Source organism: Pseudomonas fluorescens (genome assembly GCF_001623525.1).
Classification (GTDB): domain Bacteria; phylum Pseudomonadota; class Gammaproteobacteria; order Pseudomonadales; family Pseudomonadaceae; genus Aquipseudomonas; species Aquipseudomonas fluorescens_Q.
This window is the reverse complement of sequence record NZ_CP015225.1, coordinates 1,823,529-1,843,496: the sequence shown is the minus strand read 5'-3', so window position 1 is coordinate 1,843,496 and position 19,968 is coordinate 1,823,529. Positions and strand designations below refer to the sequence as shown.

Here is a 19,968-nt window from a genome sequence, read left to right as displayed (position 1 = left end):
CGCCGGGCCGGCGAATGTCTCGGCGGCCCGCTCACGCAGGAGAGCGATCATGACCGATATCCAACACAGCATTCCCCAGGAAGTCGAAGGCAAGGTGGCACTGGTCACCGGAGCCGCCAGTGGCATCGGCAAGGCCATCGCGTTGTTGCTGCACGCCCGCGGCGCCAAGGTGGTCGCGGAAGACATCAACCCCGCCGTCCATGAGCTGGCCCGTCCCGGGCTGGTGCCGCTGGAGGCCGACATCACCGAGGATGGCGCTGCCGAGCGCGCCGTCGGCCTGGCCGTCGAGCAGTTCGGCCGGCTGGACATCCTGGTCAACAATGCCGGGATCATCATCAACAAACGGGTAATCGACATGACGCGCCAGGACTGGGAGCGCATCCAGGCGGTCAACGCCACCGCGGCCTTCCTGCATTCACGCGAAGCGGTCAAGGCGATGATGCCGAACAAGGCGGGGGCTATCGTCAACATTGCGTCCTACGCGTCCTATTTTGCCTTCCCGACCATTGCCGCCTATACCGCCTCCAAGGGTGCCCTGGCACAACTGACGCGGACCCTGGCGCTGGAAGTCATTGAGGATGGTATTCGCGTCAATGCGGTCGGCGTTGGCGATGTGGTCACCAACATCCTTAATGACGTGGTCGAGGACGGCCCGGCGTTCCTTGCCCAGCATGGTGAAGCCGCGCCTATTGGCCGAGCCGCACAGCCGGAAGAAATTGCCGAGGTGGTTGCGTTCCTTGCGTCGGACCGTGCCAGCTTTATCGTCGGTTCGGTGGTCATGGCGGATGGTGGCATGACGGTCACTGCTGGCTGAGTCAAGAAAAACGGCGCTTATCCCATGAAAGGGTAAGCGCTAACACCGATCAGTTAAGCCTCAACCCCGTGGGAGCAAGCTTTGCTCCCACAGGTTTTGTGTCATGTGATCCTTAACTGACTGGCATTAGCCCGGGTGCTTCATCTATCTGAATGAATCAACCCGGATACAAACACTTGGTAGCGGCTGGTAAAAAATCAGTTGCAGCGCCACAGCCCCCCTGTGGCGAGGGAGCTTGCTCCCGCTGGGGCGCGAAGCGGCCCTAAAACCTGAATCCCGGTTATGCCAGACTCAATGGTGTCGCCAGCCTTGGGCCTGCTGCGCAGTCCAGCGGGAGCAAGCTCCCTCGCCACAAAAGCGGCCCTTGCTCCCACAGGTTTTGTGTCATGTGATCCTTGACTGACTGGCATTAGCCCGGGTGCTTCATTTATCTGAATGAATCAACCCGGATACAAACACTTGGTAGCAGGCTGGGGAAAAATCAGTTGCAGCGCCACAGCCCCCTGTGGCGAGGGAGCTTGCTCCCGCTGGGGCGCGAAGCGGCCCTAAACCTGAATCCCGGTTATGCCAGACTCAATGGTGTCGCCGGCCTTGGGCCTGCTGCGCAGCCCAGCGGGAGCAAGCTCCCTCGCCACAAAAGCGGCCCTTGCTCCCACAGGTTTTGTGTCATGTGATCCTTAACTGACTGGCATTAGCCCGGGTGCCTCATCTATCTGAATGAATCAACCCGGATACAAACACTTGGTAGCAGGCTGGGGAAAAATCAGTTGCAGCGCCACAGCCCCCTGTGGCGAGGGAGCTTGCTCCCGCTGGGGCGCGAAGCGGCCCTAAACCTGAATCCCGGTTATGTCAGATTCAATGGTGTCGCCGGCCTTGGGCCTGCTGCGCAGTCCAGCGGGAGCAAGCTCCCTCGCCACAAAAGCGGCCCTGGCGCCTGATGCCGATCAGTCAAGCCTCAAACCCGTGGGATCCTTGACTGACTGGCATTAGGGTAAGCGCCGTTTTTTTTGCCTTTGTCTTGAGTGCTTGTTCAGAGTTGCACCCGACGAAGCCTGCCGTTTAACGGCACCACGCTTCTATCTGGCGTAGGCAGTGGCCGCCCGAGCAGCCCCATGCCTTCGCTGACCAGTACCGCGTCCGGTAACAGGCACAGGTTGGAAGGGGTGTCCAGGTCGCGGGCGAGCACCGTGACCTGGGCGGTTTGCAAGTCGCAGCTCAGCAGCCGCCCACTGAACCGGGTAAAGCCGCCATGCAGGGGGTCGCCGTTCCAGTCGGGAAGCAGCGGTTGTTGCAGGCGCTCGCAGAGTTCCAGCACCAGCAGTTGGCCGTTGGAGCGCAGCGCCAGCCCGGTGGGCAGTTGCAAGCCGCGAATCAGGATGTCGATCCTGGCGCTGTCCGGCCAGACCCGGATCACCTGGCCGGCCTTCTCGGCAAAGTCGATGCCCTTACGGCTCGGGTCGCCGTGCAGTTCGCCCGAGAACAGGCTGATCAGCACGGCGTCTGTCGCCGGTTCGTACACCAGGGTCACGGGAACGGCTTCCTGGCCTTGATCCAGTTCGGGCAGCTGGGCCAACACGCGCTCTTCCTGGCCGGTGACGAACTCCACCAACTGATTGGTATCAGGCTTGACGGCCAGCCAACTGCGGCGGGTCGGGTGGTAGCACAGCGCATTGAGGTTGCCACGGCTATGGAACACCGGCTCGGGCGGTGTGAATTGCAGGTCCAGCAGTTTGGAACCGGCGACATAATCCGTCTGGCTGACCAGGCAGCGTCCGTCACCGCAGGCGATGTCCGACACCCCCATGATTTCATCACGCAGCATGCGCGCCTGCATGTTCATGGCGCGAAAGCCTTGCGCCAATGTTTCGCGGGGCAGGTAGGTGCCGGGCCGCTGCGGATCCGGTCGCAGTCGACTGATACGGCCGCTGAAGGTTTGGTCGGGCAACCCCGAGCCTGCTTCGGTCAGCAGCAGGCTGCCATCGGCTTGCAGGCAGAGGCCGCGAGGGTTCAGCAGGTCCTCGGCGACCAGGGTGCTGGGGCGCAGGTTTTCCCCGGGGTGCGCGGGGATCTGAAGGGGAACGGGCATAGGCTTTCTCCGTGAATGAGCAGGGGATACGGTCATTGCGGCGGCTGCCACGGTTCACCGGTGAGATAGGCCCGCAGCAACGCCCGTTGGCAGGGCGACATCGAGCGCACCACGGGCATGAACAGCGTGGTGCCTTTGTAGGCGTCCGAGGTGCGGGCGAGGATGGGGTTCTTGGCGCCCATGACGGCGTCGGGCTGATTCAGCGGGATATAGCGCGACATGGCGGGGAACGCCAGGTAGTGAAAGCGCAGCACGTTGGGGTACATGAGCGGCCAGGTGATGGTGGTGCCCTGGGGAATGCCGAAGTCGGTCTGGGCGTATTTGCGAAAGTTGGTGAAGTAGGCACTGCTGTCGAGGCCATTGGCCGTGCAGGTCAGGGCGACGAAACCGGCTTGGGCGGCGCTGCCCGGCTTGAGGGTGACCGGGAAACTGACGGAAAGCTGGCCACTGTCGACGGTCAACGAATCAGGGAAGTCGAGGAAGTCCCAGTATTGCGGTTGATCATAGACCGCGGGGGCCGCCGCCTGCAGACCGATTTCGGTGGTGCTGGGCACCGCCCCGCCCAGGTACCTGACCTGAAGGGTGATCGACAGGCCGTTGGGGTAGTCCTCCAGGTAGACGTTGCGCTGGTCGGCATAGATCCGATAGGTCGACTCGGTGGCCTGCAATGTGGTGCCGGCGACCTTGCCCGGTGCGTTGATCGCCAAGGCAGAGGTCCGTACTGCCTGTAGCTGGTCGGCGGTCAGGGGCAGGTCGACGATGCCGCCATACACGTAGTAATCGAATAAAAAGCGGCTGGTCGGCTCCAGGGTCGTCAGGGTGGTGGAGCCGGCGCTGATGGTCACGGTCCCGTAATTGGCGTTGGGGCCGATCGGGCTGGTGATATCGTCCCTGACGGCCCGGAAGGTTTCCTTCGGAATGACGTTCACCATGTCGATGCTCAGGTAACCGGTGTTGTCCAGGTCGGCATAGCCGGCATTGCCGGTACTCTGGTTGACCAGTTGCCGGCCCGGCTGGCAGTTCAGCGGCTCGTCGGCGAAGGCCGGGGCCAGTGTGCCGATGACCCTGCCGATGCTCGGGTTGGGCGTGTACCGGCCGGCGGCATAGTCGGCGTCCAGTTGTTCGGTGGTCATCGTGGGGCACATTTCGAACATGACGAAACGCAGGACGATGCCCGTCGCCCCCGGTGCCTGGATGATCGAGCGCAGGCCGCTGCTGTTCTGGTTCCAACTGACAATGCTGCTCAAGGGGAAGGTCAGTTGAAACGTGCCGCTGGCGTGGAAAGAGCCCGGCGCATCCATTTTCGCCGGCAGCAGCACACGTCCCGCCACGTCGAAACTGCTGCACACGGTGTTGCTGCGGATCAGCAATTGGATGTTGTCGTTGCCACCGATTTGCAGGCCGCCGACGAAGATTTGGGTGGTCGTCGAGGAGGTGGGGTCCAGGTCCACCATCATCGGTCCGGAAACGGGCCCCTGGCCGGTCACCGGGTCCACCGAACCGAGCAGGTAGACGGGCTGGCCCACCAGGTCGCCGGTGGTGTTGATGCTGCCGGGGATGCCCTGGGAGCTGATCAGGGCGTTCTGCATGTCGACGACATGCTGCCCATAGTGATTCCAGCCCCCGGCGGTGTAGTAGTTGCCGGTGGGGGCATTGATCATGTTGTTCAACTGGTCGTCGGTGTAGGACTCGGCGCTCGGTGCCAGGGTCGAAGTGGTCAGGTCGAAGAGCGGCCAGTCGTCGTTGCCACCGTAGGGAATGGTCGGGGAGTTGTTCGGCAGGCTGACGTCCGTGCGGATGCCGCCCCAGAAATTCAGACGTGGTCCGTTCAGGATGCTCATGATTTATTCCTCGTCCTTGATGGTTTTGCCGACAGGCGAATTGGCGAATTTGAACAGGTAGGAGTAGTCGGATTTGTAGGGGCTCTTGACCGGAGTCGCCATGGAGTGGCAATTCATGCAGCTGCTGTTGGGCTGGATGTAGCTTTCCATGGTCACGTTGGCCGAAAGGGCGGGGGTCGGCTGGCCCAGTGGATTACTGGGGTTGTCCGGCATCAGCGGGCGCTGGGTGGTGATGAGTTGGTAGTACTTCAGCACGCTGCGTTGCAGGTCCGGGTCGCTGCGGTAACGGGCATTGACCTCGTTGGTGATCTCGGCGATCGGGGTGTACCGGTTCAACGGGTTCGGGGTCTGGAAGGTGGTGCCAGGCTTGGGCACGCAGACCAGGTGCGCGCCCTGGGTCTGCCAGTCGCAGGGCGACTGGTTGAGCGTGGCTGCCGGGGCGCTGGGGTTGAAGTAGGAATAGGCCGTGCCGGAGGCCGGCTGGTCGACCCATACACCGTTCACCAGGGTTTTGGGTGGAACGTTGTCGATCTGCTCGAAGGTCGACCAGATCCACTGCGGATAGCCGTTCACCTTGGTGATGACGTGCAGCCCCACCAGGCCCAGGTAGGCCTCGGTGACGCCGGTGCGCTGGCCTTGGTCGTCGAACGTGGCCACGCGCGCAAGCATGGTCAGGTAGCGGCTGGCATTGTCATGGGGGGTGAGGATGCGCCAGCTCGATTTGACCTCGATGACCCCATAGGGAAAGTTGATGTTGTTGGCTTTGGAAACCACATCGGCGTTATAGAACTGGTTGGCGACGATGTAGTTGTAGGAGGTCTCGTTGGCCGAGATGTCGTAGTAGGTCGGGTTGCCGGCCTGGTCGATCAGCCAGCCGCCGACGGCCTGGTCGACGGCATTCACCTGGGAGCTGTTCTTCAGCGCGGCGATGTTGATGATGCCCAGGCTCTTGGCAAGCTGCGGGGAGTTCCAGGGGCCTGGATCGGCCCCCCGTGGCAGGAAGGTTTCTTCCACGGTCTTGTAGGTCTGCCAGACGGTGTAGCCAGGGTCTCCCGGTTGTTTGCTGCAGTCGGGATCACCGCGCTGCCCCGCCTGGGCGGGCCAGTTCACGGCAATGAACAACTGCCAGCTGTATTGATCGAACAGGTCCTGGCTGGCGTTGGCCGCTGGCGCCGTGCTGGGGGGCTGGCAATTCAGGTTCGAGGCCTGCGTCCGTGGCATGGCTTGTTCCTGGGATTGTTCCAGGGCCAGGGCCGGAAGACTGGCCAGACCCAGTAGTACCAGGGTGAAACGGAGTGAAGTGTTCATGGCGATCCTTCGTCATTGGTCAGGGTTTGCGCTGCATGAGCTTGTTCCACTGCGCCTTTTGCCCGTTGCTCTGTGAAGCCGGTGGCTCGAACAACTGGCAGGGCGGTGGATTCGCCGGGCACATCGCAGCCACCTGCGCCCAGGTCTGGGCAGGGTCCGGTTTGGCGATGCGGAAGTTGGTGTAGTTCTGGCTGACGATGGGGGCATTGGCGACACTGGTGTCACCGGAGAAAAAGAATGATTGAGGCTGCCGGTAGGGTGGTTGCCCCGACATCTTTTTGTAGAAGGCATAACCGAACAGGATCGGACCCTGCGGCGATTGAAGGTCCAGCGCGTAGGCTTGCACGCTACCGTCCAGGTTCTTGCTGCGCTCGGCGCTGTAGGGCAGGTGCTGGATGAAGTCTTGCCGCGGCGGATGATTCATCGGCGAGAACATGCAGCAGGCCGGCATGTCCTTGGGGCGATCCTGCGGGTAGGTCAGGAAGTATGCCTTGTTGCCCAGGGACACGAAGGAGCAGGTGTAGTTGTTGTTCTTGATCGGGAAGATCGGCAGGCAGTACTTCTCATAGTGTTCCATCATCGCCCCGAAACCGTCGCCATCGGCCGGAATATAGGCCGTGTCGTAATAGCTGGTCCCGCGAGAGACGGTGTAGTCCGCCGGGGTCAGGGTGGAAGGGGGATTGCTGTAGGGCGGCGGGTTTTTTTCATAGTTGTGCATCACCCGGTACATGGTCCAGTCGCTGATCCAGAACGCCGGGAAAAACGGATCGGAAGGCTCGCCCGGGACACGCGTGGCGATGCAGTTGCCGTTCTGTTCGTTGCACCCTTCGGTGTTATGCACGCCCATGGTGAAGTAGACGGCACCGCTGTCCTGGGCGAACAGTGGTGGGCTGAACAGCAGGATCAACAGCAATAGGCGGGTCAAGATACTGGTTTTCATAGGTCATTCCTTTGAAAAGTACCGGGTGACACTGTGGGAGCCTGTGGGAGCAAAGCTTGCCCGCAATGAACGATAACGCGGTCATTCGAAAGACCGAGGTGCCTTCATCGCGAGCAAGCTCGGCTCCCACACAAGCTCAGAGGTTGTCGTAATCGCTCATCTTGAGTTGTTGTGGCGGATAGTTGCGCTTCACCAGTTTCTGGGCCCACAGCTCCAATACCGCACGGCGGCTCTGGGACATGTCACGGGTGATGGGCATCGCGAGCGTGCTTTCTTCCTGGTAGGGCTTGCTGATCAGCACAATCAACTGGTCGATGGCGCCTTCGACGCGCGCCTGGGAGTTGAGCGGCATGTACTTGTTCATGATGGGGTACAGGTAATAGAAGGTCTGCAGGATGCGTGGGTAGAGGAAACCCTCCCACAGCTGCGTTGCGGCGTTCTGATCCTTGTAGACGGTGTTCCAGTAGTTGATGAAGTCCTGTTGCAGTTGCACGTCCAAGGGCAGGACGCGGAGCGGGGCGAGGAAGTCGATGTAGGCTTGGGGCAGCGGGAAGCTGAAGGGGATGACCGGATCGCTGTCGCCATCCTTGACGAAAAAACGCAAGGTCGGGAAGCCGGGGGCGATAGCCCTGAAGCTCACCTGGGCGATGCCGTTGGCGTCGGTGGTAGTGGTGACATAAGAGTAATCCACCGCAGTGGCGTGGACGTCGTCGCTCAGGGTTCCGGTGGCGTAGACGCCGGCATCGAATGCCAGGCAAGGGTGCAAGTCGATCGTGACCGGTTTGCCGTCGCCCTGCAGGAATTGCTGATAACCAATCGGGTTTCCACTGGACTGATCCGTATTCTGCAGCGCGGTCAGTCGGCGGCCGCTGCCTTTGGCCAGATAGTTTTGTACGGGCGGCGCATTATTGAAGTTCGGCAGATTGGCCTTGTTCAGGTTGGGGTCGTCTGGGTGGTCGAAGAACAGCGTGAAATTGGCCGCGTTGCTGGAGGCCAGGTAGTAGTCGCTGGTGGTCACCATGTAGGGGTTGCCATATTCCGCCACCCACAGCGTGGTATTGGCCGCCGGCTGACCATTTTTCTGCACCATGATGGTCAGTGTCTTATGGTCACCCACGTCAATGAAACTGCCGCTCTCCACCACTTCGGCGGTCCAGGTTTGCTGGGTGGCGGCGATCACGGGTGTCGGGGCGGCCGTAGCCTTGAGTCGCAGCTCCAATGGATGACCTGGTTGTAGTTTCGTCAGGTCCGCGTCGCTGAGCGGGAAGTCTTGCAGGCCGGAGCGTTTGTCGAAGGCTGCCTGGTTATATCGGTCGAAACCGAAGTCCACGACCGGCGTGAATTGATCACCCTCGCGTACACCCAGTTGATAGTCGCCGGCCTGGAATTTTTCGGCGGTCAGGATGGGGGCATTGGGCTCTACCGGATAGAACGGGAACGTGTTGGCCAGATCCAGCGACAGGGTGTTGCCGGTAATCTGCACCGAAGTCACGCCCAGTGTGGCGTTTTGGGGAGTTCCACTGGGTTGAACAACAGATACGGCCTGCGCGGGCACCAGGCGCAGGCCGGCGGGCGCGGTCGGGTATTCGTCGGCGAACCAGAGGCCCAGGGTCGCGGCGGTGCGGCTGTAGGCGGGGTTGAAGAAAATACCGGAAACGTTGTCCAGGCCCTTCTGATACATTGCTTGCAGACGAGCCGTATCCGAGGGGGCATTGGAACGGGTGTTGACGTACGGGAAGTCGTTGAAAACACCGTTCCTGTCGTAGCAGGTCAGGTAGGTGGAGAACCTGAACATCAGGCCCTTTGCCCCTTGCAGCTTCATCTGCTGCTGCAGGTTACTCAGCAGCGCCGAATCGCCGATGACCCATTCCAGGTTCTCCTGGGGAAAGCAGGTCTGCCAGGTGGTGGTGACATACACCAGGCCACCGAAGGCGCCCCAATTGAAATTGAGGAAGCGATCCATCATCCGATACTGGCGATTGAGGGTCAGGCCACACGTGGCATCCCCCAGCATCAGCTTGTCGAAATACAACGCGGTGAAGGTGTTCTGCCACGGGCTGACGTCCACGAAGCGCGCGGCAGTCGGAGCGTTGCTGCCAAAGGGATTGCCGAGCAATTGGTAGTCCCTGCCAACCAGCGCATCCGCGGTGATGTAGGTGTCGGCCTGCAGCTCGCCGCCAATGATCGTTGAGCGCGTCCCTTTGTAGCTCACCGTGCCGCAGGCATTGTCGCCAAACAGATCCCATTCGGCGGGCATGTATGGGTAGGTTTTCGGGTTGGCATTGGTCGGTACCTGCAGCATATAGGGCGGCAGCTCCGCCATTGTCAGGGGCTTGATGGCCCAGGGCATCAGTAGGGTGGGGGCGTTCTTGACGTTGATGTCGAAGTGGCTCATGAACGGCCAGTTGATGTCCGCGTTTACCGCGTCATACAGCGGATACACGTCGTTGTTGTTGGCCGTTGGCGGGTTCCAGAACATATGGCCGTTGAGGTAGATACGGGGGAAATTCAATACGCTCATGTCATGCTCCTTAGCGTTGCCACTGGGCGCGTTTCAGCGACCAGACAAAGTCCAGTTTTTTGTAGCCATCGAATGCCGAGGGCGGCAGCGGGGTGGTGGGGTAGACGATGCCGCCCCCGTGGTTCAGAGCGAAATTGAAGTAGCCTTTGTCGTTCGAATAGGCGGCGGTGCCGTGGCAGGCCAGGCAGGACGAGGTGTTCTGGAACGCCGATTCCAGTTGTGAGTTGGCCAGTACCTGGGTGATGGGTTGGAACTCGACCCCGATCAACTCGTACTTCGACAGGTTCCGGTTATTGGCCTGGAAGCTGGCATTCACCGGCTTGGCGGCCGGAGTCGGCCCCGTGGTATTGGTCATCGGCGCAGGCGGGGCGGCATTGGTGACGGTGTATTTACTGTTGTTGATGTTTTCGAAGGTGGTCCAGACCCAGTTGGCGTTCAGTTTGTTGACGACATGCAGACCGCTCAATGCCACATAGCCGACCTGGTAAGTACCGTCGTCCTGCTGGTAATAGGCCTGGGCAATGTAGTAGCCGTCGTTCACCAGGGTTTGTCGGTAGGTCGTGTCTGTGCCGATCCACAGCCACGCGGCTTTCAACTCCCAGGCGGTGGGGGGGAAGTTCAGGTCGTTGGCCAGGGCGGCCTGGCCATTCATGTTGTAGACCTGCTTATTCACGATGTAATCGAACGTGTCCTTGCCCATCAGCAACTGAAAGCGTACGGGGTGGCCTTGTTGGGCATCGGGCACGGCACCACCCATTTGCAGGATCAGGCCATCGACCTGTTGGGTGGCATTGATGTTATGGAAGGACCGGGACAAGTCCATACCTTGTGCCTTGGCTTGCGTCACCACCGCGGCCGGGAGCGGCGCGGAGCTGTCATAGGTGCCCGGTGGAGCGCCGTTGGGCAGGTAGACCTGGTCCGAGGGCTTCATCGTCTCCCACACGAGATTGCTGCTTTGCGCGGTACTGGGTTGGTTCAAGCAGACGAACCAGTTCCAGGCCATGGTCTCGGGACTCTGGGCAAACGCGGTCCGAGTCTGGTTGATGTCTGCTCCAAATTGCAGGAAGTTACTGCAATCGAAGTTGTTGGTGTCCTGTGCCTGGGCCAAACCGGCCAGGGCACTGAGAACGGTTATGGAAATGGCTCGCCGCATGGAAGCTCCTTGGCATTCGCCGTATCGGCATGAGGGTGCCCCCGGAAGTGTTCCAGGAGCAGTTGCTTCACCGCCGTCGCCGCAAGGTGCTGCGGCAACGACAGATCACAATTGGTGATGAGCAGCGGGCCGGTCTTCTCGCTCGTGGGCAGCCGTCCGTGGCTACCGCGGACCAGGCGGGTGTCCAGCGGAATCAGGTCCATGTAGTAGCGAAAGCCGAGCTTTTTCTGGAGCAGGCGGCGCGCCACTTTCAATTTCGGGAAGCGAATGGCCGGGTCGATGAACAGCTCGAGCGGGTCATAGCCTGGCTTGCGATGGATGTCCACGGTGCGGGCAAAGTCGGGGGCCTGGCGCTCGTCGAACCAGTAGTAATAATCGAACCAGTAACCGGGCGCGGCCACGGCCACCAGTTCGCCGCTGCGGGGATGATCCAGTTGCCAGGCCCGTTGTTCGGTTTTATCCAGCACCTGCTCGATGCCGGCCTGGCGTTGCAACAGCGCCTTGACGCGGGGGATGTCGCACGCCTGCTTCACGTAGATGTGCGCGACCTGATGATCGGCCACCGCAAACGCTGCACTGGCACCGGGGTCGAGCAACTCCCAGGTCAGCGATTGGCGGACCTGCAACAAGCCCTCGGCACGTAACAACCGGTTGATGGAAACGGATTGGGTGACGGCTTCGATCCCGTATTCGGACAGCAGCATCACTGCCGCGCCTTGTGCTTGGGCAAAGTCCAGCAGACGCCCGACTTCACCGTCGATGGCCCTTACCTCGTCGGCAATCGACGGGTGATCGGGCCCCAGGCGTTGCAGGCTGTAGTCGAGGTGGGGCAGGTAGATCAATTGCAGGTCGGGGCGGTTGATCTGGAATTCGGCGATGGCGCAGTCGACGATCCAGCGGCTCGACGCGATGCCGGCCGCCGGTCCCCAGAAACTCGGAAAGGGAAACTCGCCGATCTGCTGTTCGATACGCTCATGCAACGAGGCCGGCGCCGAATACAGGCCGAACAGCTTGCGACCATCGGCCGGGTAGTGGGGCCGAGGGGTAATGGCGGCGTCCACGTCGGCATACATGTTGTACCACCAGAACAATTGGCTGCAGCGAAACCCGGGGTACTGGCGCTTGAGTGTCTGCCAGACCTTTTCCCCCTGGATCAGTGCATTGGGTTGCAGCCAGAAACGTACTTCGGCCTGATCGCGAAAATACCAGCCGTTGCCGACGATGCCGTGTTCCGACGGTGGTTGTCCGGTGAGGATCGAGGCCTGCACGGTCGAGGTGACCGCCGGGAACACTGGCTGCAGCGTGGCCATCTTGGCCGTTTTCAACAGGGCATTGATGCAGGGCGTCGCGGCACCCAACAGCGCGGGCGTCAGGCCGACCACGTTGATCAGCAGCAGCGGCTGGCGCGCAGGATCAGAGCGCATGGGCGTGGGCCTCCAGTGCCTGAGGTTCTAGCAAGCGGCGCTGTTGCAATTGATCCTCGACCCAATGCAACTCCGCCGCGATGCCCTGGAGTTGGGCATGCTCGGTCGTAGGCCGCAATTGGCTAGGCAGGACGCCCCAGCTGTAGGTTTCCACTTCCAGTACGGGGCGAAAATCCCCATGGTCGGCCAAAAAATCGAAAGTCTGCGACAGGGCAAGCTGGCTGCTGCTGAGTTCGGGCAGCAGCAACTGCTCGCTGAACAGCGGAATGTGGAAGTGAATCCTCAGCTCGGGATGAGAGACGCGGTTCTGCTCACAATCGTCCAGGGCCGCGGGGAGGTCGGCCCAGGCCGATAACCGATCGTGTCCATCGCGGGCCTTCACTTGATGCAGGTAGGTGGGCTCGGCAAAACCGCTCAATGTCTTGAGCACCTGTTCGCGCCGGTGCTCGTCCTCAGGCAGGCGACAAATCAGTGCATTGGATAACTGGATCTTGCCGATGGGGACCCGGGCCCGACGCAATCGGTCCAGTGATTGATAGCAGTCTTCGAACATCACGGCCTGGTGGCAAACGTCAAAGCACAGCGCCAGGTGTTCATGGTGCGGGTCCGTGGCTTGCCAGTGGTGGAAGAAGGCGATGGCCTGGTCGGTGTTTTCCAGCACACAATCGGGCTCCATCTCCAGGCAGACCACGATCTTCTTGCCCGTCTCCCGTTGCAGCCGGGCCAGCCCGGCAGTGAGCTCGCGCAGTTGCTGCTCGGCACGTTGCTGTACCGTCGGGCTCCAGTGGGCGGCATAACCCAGCGGCAGACTGGAGATCACCCCCTGGGCACAGTCCGCTGGCAGGGCCTGGGCGAGAAGTCGAGCCAGGTCCAGGCTGTACGCCAGCCGCTGCGGATCGGCCCAGTTGGGCAGGTAGACGTCGGCTTTCACTGCGCCTTGGTGAAATTGGCCGTAGGGAAACCCATTGAGCGAGGTCAGGCGTAGCCCGCTGCGTTGCAGCAGGTCGAGGAAATCCGCACGGGTCGGCGCGTGTTGGAGTTCGGCGGCGGCGAGGGCGCTGATCCACAATCCACTGTCCTGCGTGTCGAGCCCGCGCAGTGTGCGTACGGTCTGGAAATGCCGTTCGACGCAAGCGCGTAGCCCGCCCAGGTCATGGGTCGGGTGCACGTTGCTGCAATAGCCGATCTGCATGGCCGTCCAACCCGTGCGGGCGCTCATTTGATCACCGGTTCCTGGCCCCGCAGGGCGGAGTTGTCCTGCCATTGTCGCCGCTGATCGATGGGCAGGGGCGTGCTGACCAGGGCTTTGTCCAACTGGCCGCTCTGGGCAAAAAAGTCCACCGGGTTGTGGAACAGCACTTGTTCGACCTGGGCTTCACTGAAGCCTGCGGCCAACATTGCCTGGCCGGTCTTGGGCACCTTGAGCGGGTCGCTGATGCCCCAGTCGGCGGCGCTGTTGACCACCATTTTCTCCGTGCCGTACTGCTGCAGCAGCGCGACCATGCGTTGTTCCGACATCTTGGTGTTGGGGTAGATGGAGTGGCCGCGCCAGCAGTCGCTGTCCAGCACCAGGGGCAGGGTCAGTTCGTTGAGGTGGTCAATGATCACCAGATGTTCGGCAATGCCGACCTCGCGAATGACGGCGAGCGTGCGTTTGGTGCCACCTATCTTGTCGCGGTGCGGGGTGTGCACCAGCACCGGCAGATTGAATTGCTTGGCCAGCTCCAATTGCGCGGCGAGGAAGCGATCTTCTTCCGGGGTAATGTCGTCGTAGCCGATTTCACCCACCGCCACCACGCCGTCTTTCACCAGGTAGCGCGGCAGAATCTCCAGCACCTCATTGGCCACCGACAGGTCATTGGCCTCCTTGGGATTCAGGCCAATGGTGCAGAAGTGATGGATGCCAAACATGCTGGCGCGAAAACGCTCCCAGCCCAACAGTGTGTCGAAGTAGTCGATGAAGCTGCCGACGCTGGTCCTGGCCTGGCCCTGCCAGAAGGCCGGCTCGATTACCCCGGTGATGCCGGCGGCCGCCATGTTCTGGTAATCGTCGGTGGTGCGGCTGACCATGTGGATATGCGGGTCAAAGTACTTGAGCATGGTGAATCCTCGTCAAAAAAAGCGGGGGGAGGTGGGGCATCAGTTCGGCGAAACGCCGCCCAGGTGCTCGTGCCATTGCGCCGGTAAGCGTTGTTGCTGGCCCAGGCCGGCCAGGCGCTGACGTTGCGCCGGGCTCAGCAGGTCGAAGGCAATGACGTGGGGCAGTCCGGCGGACACCGTTCGTTCGGCGGCGAGTTGTTCGTCCAGCAGGTCGAGGGCCAACTGGTTGAGGGTGACGCTTTGTCGTTGCGCCAGGCCGATCAGGCGTCGTACGTCGAGGCCCATGCCCAGCGCTTTCAACACCAATTGGTTGAAGGCCTGTTCGTTGTAGTGACGCGATGGGTAGGCGGTGTCCAGGGCGAGGGCGGCGAACACCTGGCTGTTGCTGGTGCGTCCGGCCTGGCGTGCAAGCTCCACGCACGCTCCGCGACTATCGAGCCAATCGAGGGTTTTCAAGGTGGCGACCTTTTCCTGGTCGTCGCCCCACAGGAATAATTGGTGCAGCAGGGGGACTTGCCGGGCGGCGGGCTGCTGTTCCAGCACCTGGGCCAGCAGCAACGCCCGCGCCAGCTGGACGTTGCTCCAGCCATCGCTGCCGGGTTGCGCACGCTCCTTGAGGTTGCGCTTGCATTGGCTGCTCATGAGCGCCGCGGTGTTGGCGTCCGGGCTTAGGGCAAGCTGTTCCTCTGCCTGATGCCACCATCGCCGTTCGCTTTCATCGAGATGGCGGATGAAGGGCTGGCGTTGTTCGTTCAGGCAATCGTGGCGCATGTCGAGGGCCGCCGATGCCGCTGCAGTAACGTCCGTGTTCATGTTGGTTTGATCCAGCGCTGGAAATGGGGAAGCAGGAAAAACACCGCGACACATAACAGGCTGCCCAAGGGCTGGTTAGCCACGGCCAGCACCAGGGCATCGAACAGCGGCAGGGCTGCCAGGCCAGCGCCGATAAAGGCGCGGACCTGTCGTTGCCGAGGGTTGGCCAGGTTGTGCCAGTAATGCCAGCCCAACCAGCCAAGCCATAACAGCAGCACCGGCCAAAACCAGGTGCTGCCTGCATAGATCGCCAAGGCCAGTGGGCTCAGCATCAAGAGCAGGGGGAGGCGGCTGATCAGTTGGTTGCGGTGTTCCTGGCGAGCCAGGTAGGTCAGGCCGCTGATGTAGACACCGAGCAAAATGGCGCAGAGCCAGATCGGTCCCGCCGGCATCGCCAGGCTGGCCGCCGCGGTGAGGTAGAGCGCGGAGCGGCAGGCCCCCATCAGCCAGACGCTGTGGGCGTATTTCTTGTGCAGCAGGTTGTAACCGAGAATGCAGCCCACCAACAGGGTGGCGCTGCCCAGCAGCCAGTGCGGCTGCTCGATCAACTGGCTCAGGCCCAGCAGCGAGGCGGCAGCCAGCACCAGCAACAACGCAGTGGCCAGCCGCACGTGCTGGCGGCTCACCAGGCCCAGGGTTATGGGGCGGGGGTTGTGGTGTTGTTGGTCCCAGTCGGCGTCCAACAGGTCGTTCAACAGCATGCCGGCGAGGTACAGCAGCGACAGTGCCACCAGCAGCAGGATCCACACCAGGGAAGACGGCGGTGCCAGGGCCCCGGCGCTGCTGGCGAGCAGGGCGGCGGCCAAGGTGTTGGTCCACACCGTGGGCAGGTTGGAGACACGGCCGAGGGTCAGCCAGGTCTTGAGGTTCGGCGCCGTCTGGTTCATTGCGCACAGCGCTCGTTCAGGATCGGCGCAAGCTCGACCTGGGTGGACAGCCGCTGCAATGCCTGCTCCATTCGCGCGGTATCGATTTCATGCAAGTCCACCGACTCGCCGATCCGGCTCAACATGGGGATGGAGAGTTGCCCGCCCAAATGCTGGCGGAACTCCTCCAATCCCAGCAAGACCTGCGAGCGCCCCAGTGCATCTTTCAAGGTCAGTTCTGGCGGGTTCAGACAGAAGCCGAGCTTGAGCAGCAGGTTCAGCACCCGTTCGGTGTCGCCGTCGCTCAACAACCCCAAGGCATTGGCATAAAGCCCATCCAGGGCCATGCCCACCGCGACGGCTTCACCATGGCGCAGTCGGTGCTGACTGAGATTTTCCAGTTTGTGAGCGGCCCAATGTCCGTAGTCCAAGGGCCGTCCGTTACCGCGTTCGAAGGGGTCGCCGGCACCGGTGATGTGCGCCAGGTGCAATTCGGCGCAGCGGCGGATCGCATAGCGGCTGGCCCCATGTTCGAAGTGGGCGAGGGCGTCGGCCTGTTGCTCCATCCACTGGAAAAACGCCGGGTCCTTGATCAGCGCCACCTTGACCGCCTCGGCCAGGCCTGCGATCTGGTCGCGCCGGGTCAGGCTGGTCAGCAATTGAAAGTCGTTGATGACTGCGGTGGCGGGATAGAAGGCGCCCAGCAGGTTCTTCTGGCCGAAGGCGTTGATGCCGTTTTTCACACCGATGCCGGCGTCGTTCTGGGCGAGCACGGTGCTGGGGATGCGAATCAGGCGAATGCCACGGTGGAAGGTGGCGCAGGCGTAGCCCACCGCATCCAGCACCGCGCCGCCACCGAGGGCCAGCACATGGCAATGCCGGTCCAAGCCATGTTTCAGCATGTCGGTGTACAGCCGCTGCAACACCTGTGAATCCTTGCTCGACTCGCCGGCCGGGACCGCAATCGGCGGCGCCTGCAGGTGCAGGTCTGGAAAGTGGCTGGCGAAGTAGGCGTTGATCTGTTCCTGCAGGTGCGGGGCGCTGTGCAGCAGTTGTTCATCGGCGAATATCAACACCGTGACCGGGCCCCTGTGGCCGGCCATGAGCTGGCGGTGCAGGCAGGGATTGAGCGGATCGAATACATGGTCGGTGAACACCACCGGGTAGTCGTAGCTGACCTTGAAGCGCCCGTGCAACGGTTGCTCCGCTTCGCTGCGGCGAAGGCTCTTGAACAGGCTGTACCCGGCGATGAACAGCCCGGGCAATACCATGCTGGCGAGCAAGGTCACCAACAGCGCGTTCTGCTCGACGAGAAAGCTGCCTATGGCGCTGTAGGCCAGCGCGAGGCCGGCGTTGGCCAGGGTGGTGACCAGGATGAAAGCGCGCAGAGGGTAGCCTTGCATACCGGCGGCGACGACTGAAGTTTCCGCCAATACCGGGACCCCGCGCAGGCAGATCAACGACAGTGTGCCCAACCGGTACGCCAGTTGCCCCGGCTGGCGCTGATGCAGGCCCAGGCGGCCGGACAACAAACGCAAATAGCCGGCGCCCAGGGCATAACCCAACCCGGCGCCCAGGCACAGCCCCACGAAAATCGCCAGGTAACCCCCCACGCTGCCGAGCATGGCCACGGCCAGCAGCGCAACCATGCTCGACGGCACCGGCAGCACCACGTCCAGCGCCAGCAGGGCGATCAGCAGCAACGCGAGGTAGAGTTTCTGCGCGGGCGTCGAGGGCTGGTACAGCTCGAGATGGGTCAGGAAGTCTTGGATCTGTTGTTCGAACAGCAAGAAGCTGGCGATCACCAGGGCGGAAAAGCAAACCAGCGACAGCCAGAAATGTCCGGCTGCGCCTTTTTGCGAGAGCAAACGATACCCACGGCCATGCTTCATCAAGCATCCCTCTTGTTGTTATTGACTGATTCCGTGTCAGTAATTGAAAGCAACGCCAAGTGTGTGTTTTAGGCCAATAGACGCTCTCGCCCGAAGGGCTGTCAGGTGTGGTTGACGATGTGGTTGGAGACAGATTTGAATCTAGACGGCCCGGGTGTTTTTGCAAGGCTATCTGATGGCGATTTGATTTGGGGCGCCACTCGCGTTTCAGGTGACCCGAATTAGCGGCTTGCCCGGCCCGTTCAGGGCCTCGAATAGCCGCGCAACTGTGCCGGGCTGACGCCAAGGCGTTGCTTGAACAGCGTGGTCATGTGCGCCTGGGAGTTGAAGCCGCAAGTGTGGGCGATATCGATTAGTCGGGCGGTTGAGTCGCGCATCAGCGCCCGTGCCTTGGCCAGGCGCCGGTCGATCAGGTAGCTGTGCGGGCTTTTGCCGGTGGCATTCTTGAATGCCCGTATGAAATACCCTTCGGACAAGCCAAGCAGCCCGGCCATTTCCTTGACCCCCAGCGGACCGTCGAGACCGGCATCGATGAACTCGTCGAGCAGGCGCATTCGCCCGCCGGTGATGGACCCTTGTACGGGGGCCGAAAACGTCTTGGGGTCCTTCACCCGTTCAGCCAATCCGAGCGTCCAGGCCTCCCAGTCATCCTCCGCGGTGGCGCGCAGCAGTGCGCTGCGCATTCTCAGGGCGAGGGTGATGGCCTGCGGGTCAATCCGGTTGTTGAACGCATGTTCCCCCGGCAATGCCATACCGTCGGTGCGCACGACCCGCAGGTATTCTCCGCCCCAGGGGGATTCGGAGAACACGTCGCATTCGGCGGGGACGAATGCCAGGCCGTTGGGGATCGCCTCGAAGGGCTGCACGCGGTCGCTGCCGATGGCGTGCAGGCCACGCTGGCTGTCAAAGGCAAAGCCGATCGCCGACTGGGTGGCGACATAGCGGGTGGCGTAGGCGCAGCCGGGCAGCAATTCGATCGCCCACGGCCCAGCTTCGATACGACGGACCGGTTCGGACTGGGGCGGCTGTTGGCGGTTTCGAGGGTTCATGAACAGCATAGTAGTGAAGAGAGGAGCAGAAAGTCAGGTCAGTTTTCTGAAAGCCCGCCGATGGAGCCCTGATTAGACTGGGCAAAAACCCGGAGGCCCATCATGCACACACTGACTCGCGACGATATCGAACAAGCTGCCCGCCACTTATACGAAGTCATGCCCGCCACCGCCCAGTACGCCTGGCCCTTGTTGGCTGAACGGCTGGGTTGCACGGTGTGGGTCAAGCACGAGAATCACACCCCGACGGGGGCCTTCAAGGTACGCGGCGGCCTGACCTTCGTGCGCTGGCTCAAGCGCGAGCACCCAGAGGCAAAAGGCATCGTCACGGCGACTCGCGGCAACCACGGCCAGAGCCTGGCGCTGGCGGCCAGCGCATTGGGTTTGAAAGCGTTGATCGTCGTGCCGCAAGGTAACTCGGTGGAGAAGAACAACGCCATGCGCGGTTTTGGCGGCGAGGTGGTCGAGTATGGCCGTGATTTCGATGAGGCCCGTGAAGAGGCGGTACGCCTGGCCCAATCGCATGGCCTCTACCTGGTGCCGCCGTTCCATCCCGAGTTGGTCAAGGGCGTGGCGACCTATGGGCTTGAGCTGTTCAACGCGGTGCCGGACCTGGACACCGTCTATGTGCCGATAGGCTGCGGCTCGGGGATTTGCGCGGTCATCGCCGCCCGCGATGCCTTGGGCCTGAAGACCCAGGTGGTGGGCGTGGTGTCCACCGAGGCCCTCGCGGCGAAGTTGTCGTTTGAAGCGGGCAGGCTATGCGAGACCGCGTCGGCAAATACCTTTGCCGACGGCCTGGCCGTGCGCAGACCCGTTCCCGAGGCCTTTGCCATCTATGGGGCCGGGGCGGCGAGAATCGTAGCGGTCAGCGATGCTGAAATTGCCGGGGCCATGCGGGCGTATTACACCGACACCCACAACCTCGCCGAAGGTGCCGGCGCGGCCGCCTTGGCCGCGCTGATGCAGGAGCGTGAAACGATGCGGGGGAAAAGGGTGGCGGTGATTCTCTCCGGTGGGAATATCGACCGGCCGGTGTATGCGAATCTGATTGGCTGAGGTTGGGCTTGCCGCCGTCATCGCGAGCAAGCTCACTCCCACAGGAGGGCCGAGGTGTATCTCGAATCTCACAATCACCCCGGACAACTGTGAGCGAGCTTG

The 19,968-nt window shown here is 61.9% G+C and carries 15 protein-coding genes; 2 read left to right on the top strand and 13 right to left on the bottom strand.

Annotated elements, in window-relative coordinates; all coding sequences use genetic code 11:
- Positions 1 to 49 precede the first annotated feature (49 nt).
- The gene (locus TK06_RS07935) at positions 50 to 814 is read left to right on the top strand and encodes an SDR family NAD(P)-dependent oxidoreductase (protein WP_063321609.1); all 765 of its coding nucleotides are present in this window, start codon (positions 50 to 52) and stop codon (positions 812 to 814) included.
- Positions 815 to 1,844: 1,030 nt separating this feature from the next.
- Here TK06_RS07935 and TK06_RS07930 read toward each other — a convergent pair.
- The 13 genes from TK06_RS07930 to TK06_RS07870 form a co-directional block, all read right to left on the bottom strand.
- On the bottom strand, positions 1,845 to 2,900 hold the full coding sequence (locus TK06_RS07930; protein ID WP_063321608.1) for a hypothetical protein: 1,056 nt from the start codon (positions 2,898 to 2,900) through the stop codon (positions 1,845 to 1,847).
- Between the two features lie 32 nt (positions 2,901 to 2,932).
- Positions 2,933 to 4,741 (bottom strand): hypothetical protein, encoded by a 1,809-nt coding sequence (locus tag TK06_RS07925; protein WP_063321607.1) that lies wholly within the window; start codon positions 4,739 to 4,741, stop codon positions 2,933 to 2,935.
- 3 nt (positions 4,742 to 4,744) lie between these two features.
- Complete coding sequence (locus tag TK06_RS07920) at positions 4,745 to 6,049, bottom strand: hypothetical protein (RefSeq protein ID WP_063321606.1); 1,305 nt, start codon at positions 6,047 to 6,049, stop codon at positions 4,745 to 4,747.
- Between the two features lie 19 nt (positions 6,050 to 6,068).
- Positions 6,069 to 6,989 carry a hypothetical protein gene (locus TK06_RS07915; protein WP_063321605.1) on the bottom strand — a complete coding sequence of 307 codons (921 nt, stop codon included), beginning with the start codon at positions 6,987 to 6,989 and terminating at the stop codon, positions 6,069 to 6,071.
- Between the two features lie 136 nt (positions 6,990 to 7,125).
- Complete coding sequence (locus TK06_RS07910) at positions 7,126 to 9,510, bottom strand: hypothetical protein (protein ID WP_063321604.1); 2,385 nt, start codon at positions 9,508 to 9,510, stop codon at positions 7,126 to 7,128.
- Positions 9,511 to 9,520: 10 nt separating this feature from the next.
- Complete coding sequence (locus tag TK06_RS07905; RefSeq protein ID WP_063321603.1) at positions 9,521 to 10,663, bottom strand: hypothetical protein; 1,143 nt, start codon at positions 10,661 to 10,663, stop codon at positions 9,521 to 9,523.
- A complete protein-coding gene (locus tag TK06_RS07900) occupies positions 10,642 to 12,087 on the bottom strand; it encodes an alkaline phosphatase family protein (RefSeq protein ID WP_063321602.1) in 1,446 nt (481 codons plus the stop codon). The genes TK06_RS07905 and TK06_RS07900 overlap by 22 nt, the downstream gene beginning before the upstream one ends.
- A complete protein-coding gene (eboE, locus tag TK06_RS07895; RefSeq protein WP_063321601.1) occupies positions 12,077 to 13,306 on the bottom strand; it encodes a metabolite traffic protein EboE in 1,230 nt (409 codons plus the stop codon). Before eboE ends, TK06_RS07900 begins: the two co-directional genes overlap by 11 nt.
- Complete coding sequence (locus tag TK06_RS07890) at positions 13,303 to 14,187, bottom strand: TatD family hydrolase (RefSeq protein ID WP_018603866.1); 885 nt, start codon at positions 14,185 to 14,187, stop codon at positions 13,303 to 13,305. The genes eboE and TK06_RS07890 overlap by 4 nt, the downstream gene beginning before the upstream one ends.
- Before the next feature lie 39 nt (positions 14,188 to 14,226).
- Complete coding sequence (locus TK06_RS07885; RefSeq protein ID WP_063321600.1) at positions 14,227 to 15,000, bottom strand: EboA domain-containing protein; 774 nt, start codon at positions 14,998 to 15,000, stop codon at positions 14,227 to 14,229.
- Positions 14,997 to 15,887: a UbiA family prenyltransferase gene (locus TK06_RS07880; protein ID WP_063321599.1), complete on the bottom strand. Its 891-nt coding sequence runs from the start codon at positions 15,885 to 15,887 to the stop codon at positions 14,997 to 14,999. Before TK06_RS07880 ends, TK06_RS07885 begins: the two co-directional genes overlap by 4 nt.
- A complete protein-coding gene (locus TK06_RS07875) occupies positions 15,884 to 17,758 on the bottom strand; it encodes a 3-dehydroquinate synthase (RefSeq protein WP_063321598.1) in 1,875 nt (624 codons plus the stop codon). The genes TK06_RS07880 and TK06_RS07875 overlap by 4 nt, the downstream gene beginning before the upstream one ends.
- 242 nt (positions 17,759 to 18,000) lie before the next feature.
- Positions 18,001 to 18,816 (bottom strand): helix-turn-helix transcriptional regulator, encoded by an 816-nt coding sequence (locus TK06_RS07870; protein WP_063321597.1) that lies wholly within the window; start codon positions 18,814 to 18,816, stop codon positions 18,001 to 18,003.
- 93 nt (positions 18,817 to 18,909) lie between these two features.
- On the opposite strand from TK06_RS07870, the gene TK06_RS07865 reads away from it, so the two are divergent.
- Positions 18,910 to 19,866 carry a threonine dehydratase gene (locus tag TK06_RS07865; RefSeq protein ID WP_063321596.1) on the top strand — a complete coding sequence of 319 codons (957 nt, stop codon included), beginning with the start codon at positions 18,910 to 18,912 and terminating at the stop codon, positions 19,864 to 19,866.
- Positions 19,867 to 19,968: the final 102 nt, after the last annotated feature.

Bases quoted from the DNA above. Each gene is read 5' to 3' on its own strand.
- TK06_RS07925 (WP_063321607.1), bottom strand. From the start codon at position 4,741: ATGAGCATCCTGAACGGACCACGTCTGAATTTCTGGGGCGGCATCCGC.
- TK06_RS07885 (WP_063321600.1), bottom strand. From the start codon at position 15,000: ATGAACACGGACGTTACTGCAGCGGCATCGGCGGCCCTCGACATGCGC.
- TK06_RS07900 (WP_063321602.1), bottom strand. From the start codon at position 12,087: ATGCGCTCTGATCCTGCGCGCCAGCCGCTGCTGCTGATCAACGTGGTC.
- TK06_RS07870 (WP_063321597.1), bottom strand. From the start codon at position 18,816: ATGCTGTTCATGAACCCTCGAAACCGCCAACAGCCGCCCCAGTCCGAA.
- TK06_RS07930 (WP_063321608.1), bottom strand. From the start codon at position 2,900: ATGCCCGTTCCCCTTCAGATCCCCGCGCACCCCGGGGAAAACCTGCGC.
- TK06_RS07920 (WP_063321606.1), bottom strand. From the start codon at position 6,049: ATGAACACTTCACTCCGTTTCACCCTGGTACTACTGGGTCTGGCCAGT.
- TK06_RS07910 (WP_063321604.1), bottom strand. From the start codon at position 9,510: ATGAGCGTATTGAATTTCCCCCGTATCTACCTCAACGGCCATATGTTC.
- TK06_RS07865 (WP_063321596.1), top strand. From the start codon at position 18,910: ATGCACACACTGACTCGCGACGATATCGAACAAGCTGCCCGCCACTTA.
- TK06_RS07905 (WP_063321603.1), bottom strand. From the start codon at position 10,663: ATGCGGCGAGCCATTTCCATAACCGTTCTCAGTGCCCTGGCCGGTTTG.
- TK06_RS07880 (WP_063321599.1), bottom strand. From the start codon at position 15,887: ATGAACCAGACGGCGCCGAACCTCAAGACCTGGCTGACCCTCGGCCGT.
- TK06_RS07890 (WP_018603866.1), bottom strand. From the start codon at position 14,187: ATGCTCAAGTACTTTGACCCGCATATCCACATGGTCAGCCGCACCACC.
- TK06_RS07875 (WP_063321598.1), bottom strand. From the start codon at position 17,758: ATGAAGCATGGCCGTGGGTATCGTTTGCTCTCGCAAAAAGGCGCAGCC.
- TK06_RS07915 (WP_063321605.1), bottom strand. From the start codon at position 6,989: ATGAAAACCAGTATCTTGACCCGCCTATTGCTGTTGATCCTGCTGTTC.
- eboE (WP_063321601.1), bottom strand. From the start codon at position 13,306: ATGAGCGCCCGCACGGGTTGGACGGCCATGCAGATCGGCTATTGCAGC.
- TK06_RS07935 (WP_063321609.1), top strand. From the start codon at position 50: ATGACCGATATCCAACACAGCATTCCCCAGGAAGTCGAAGGCAAGGTG.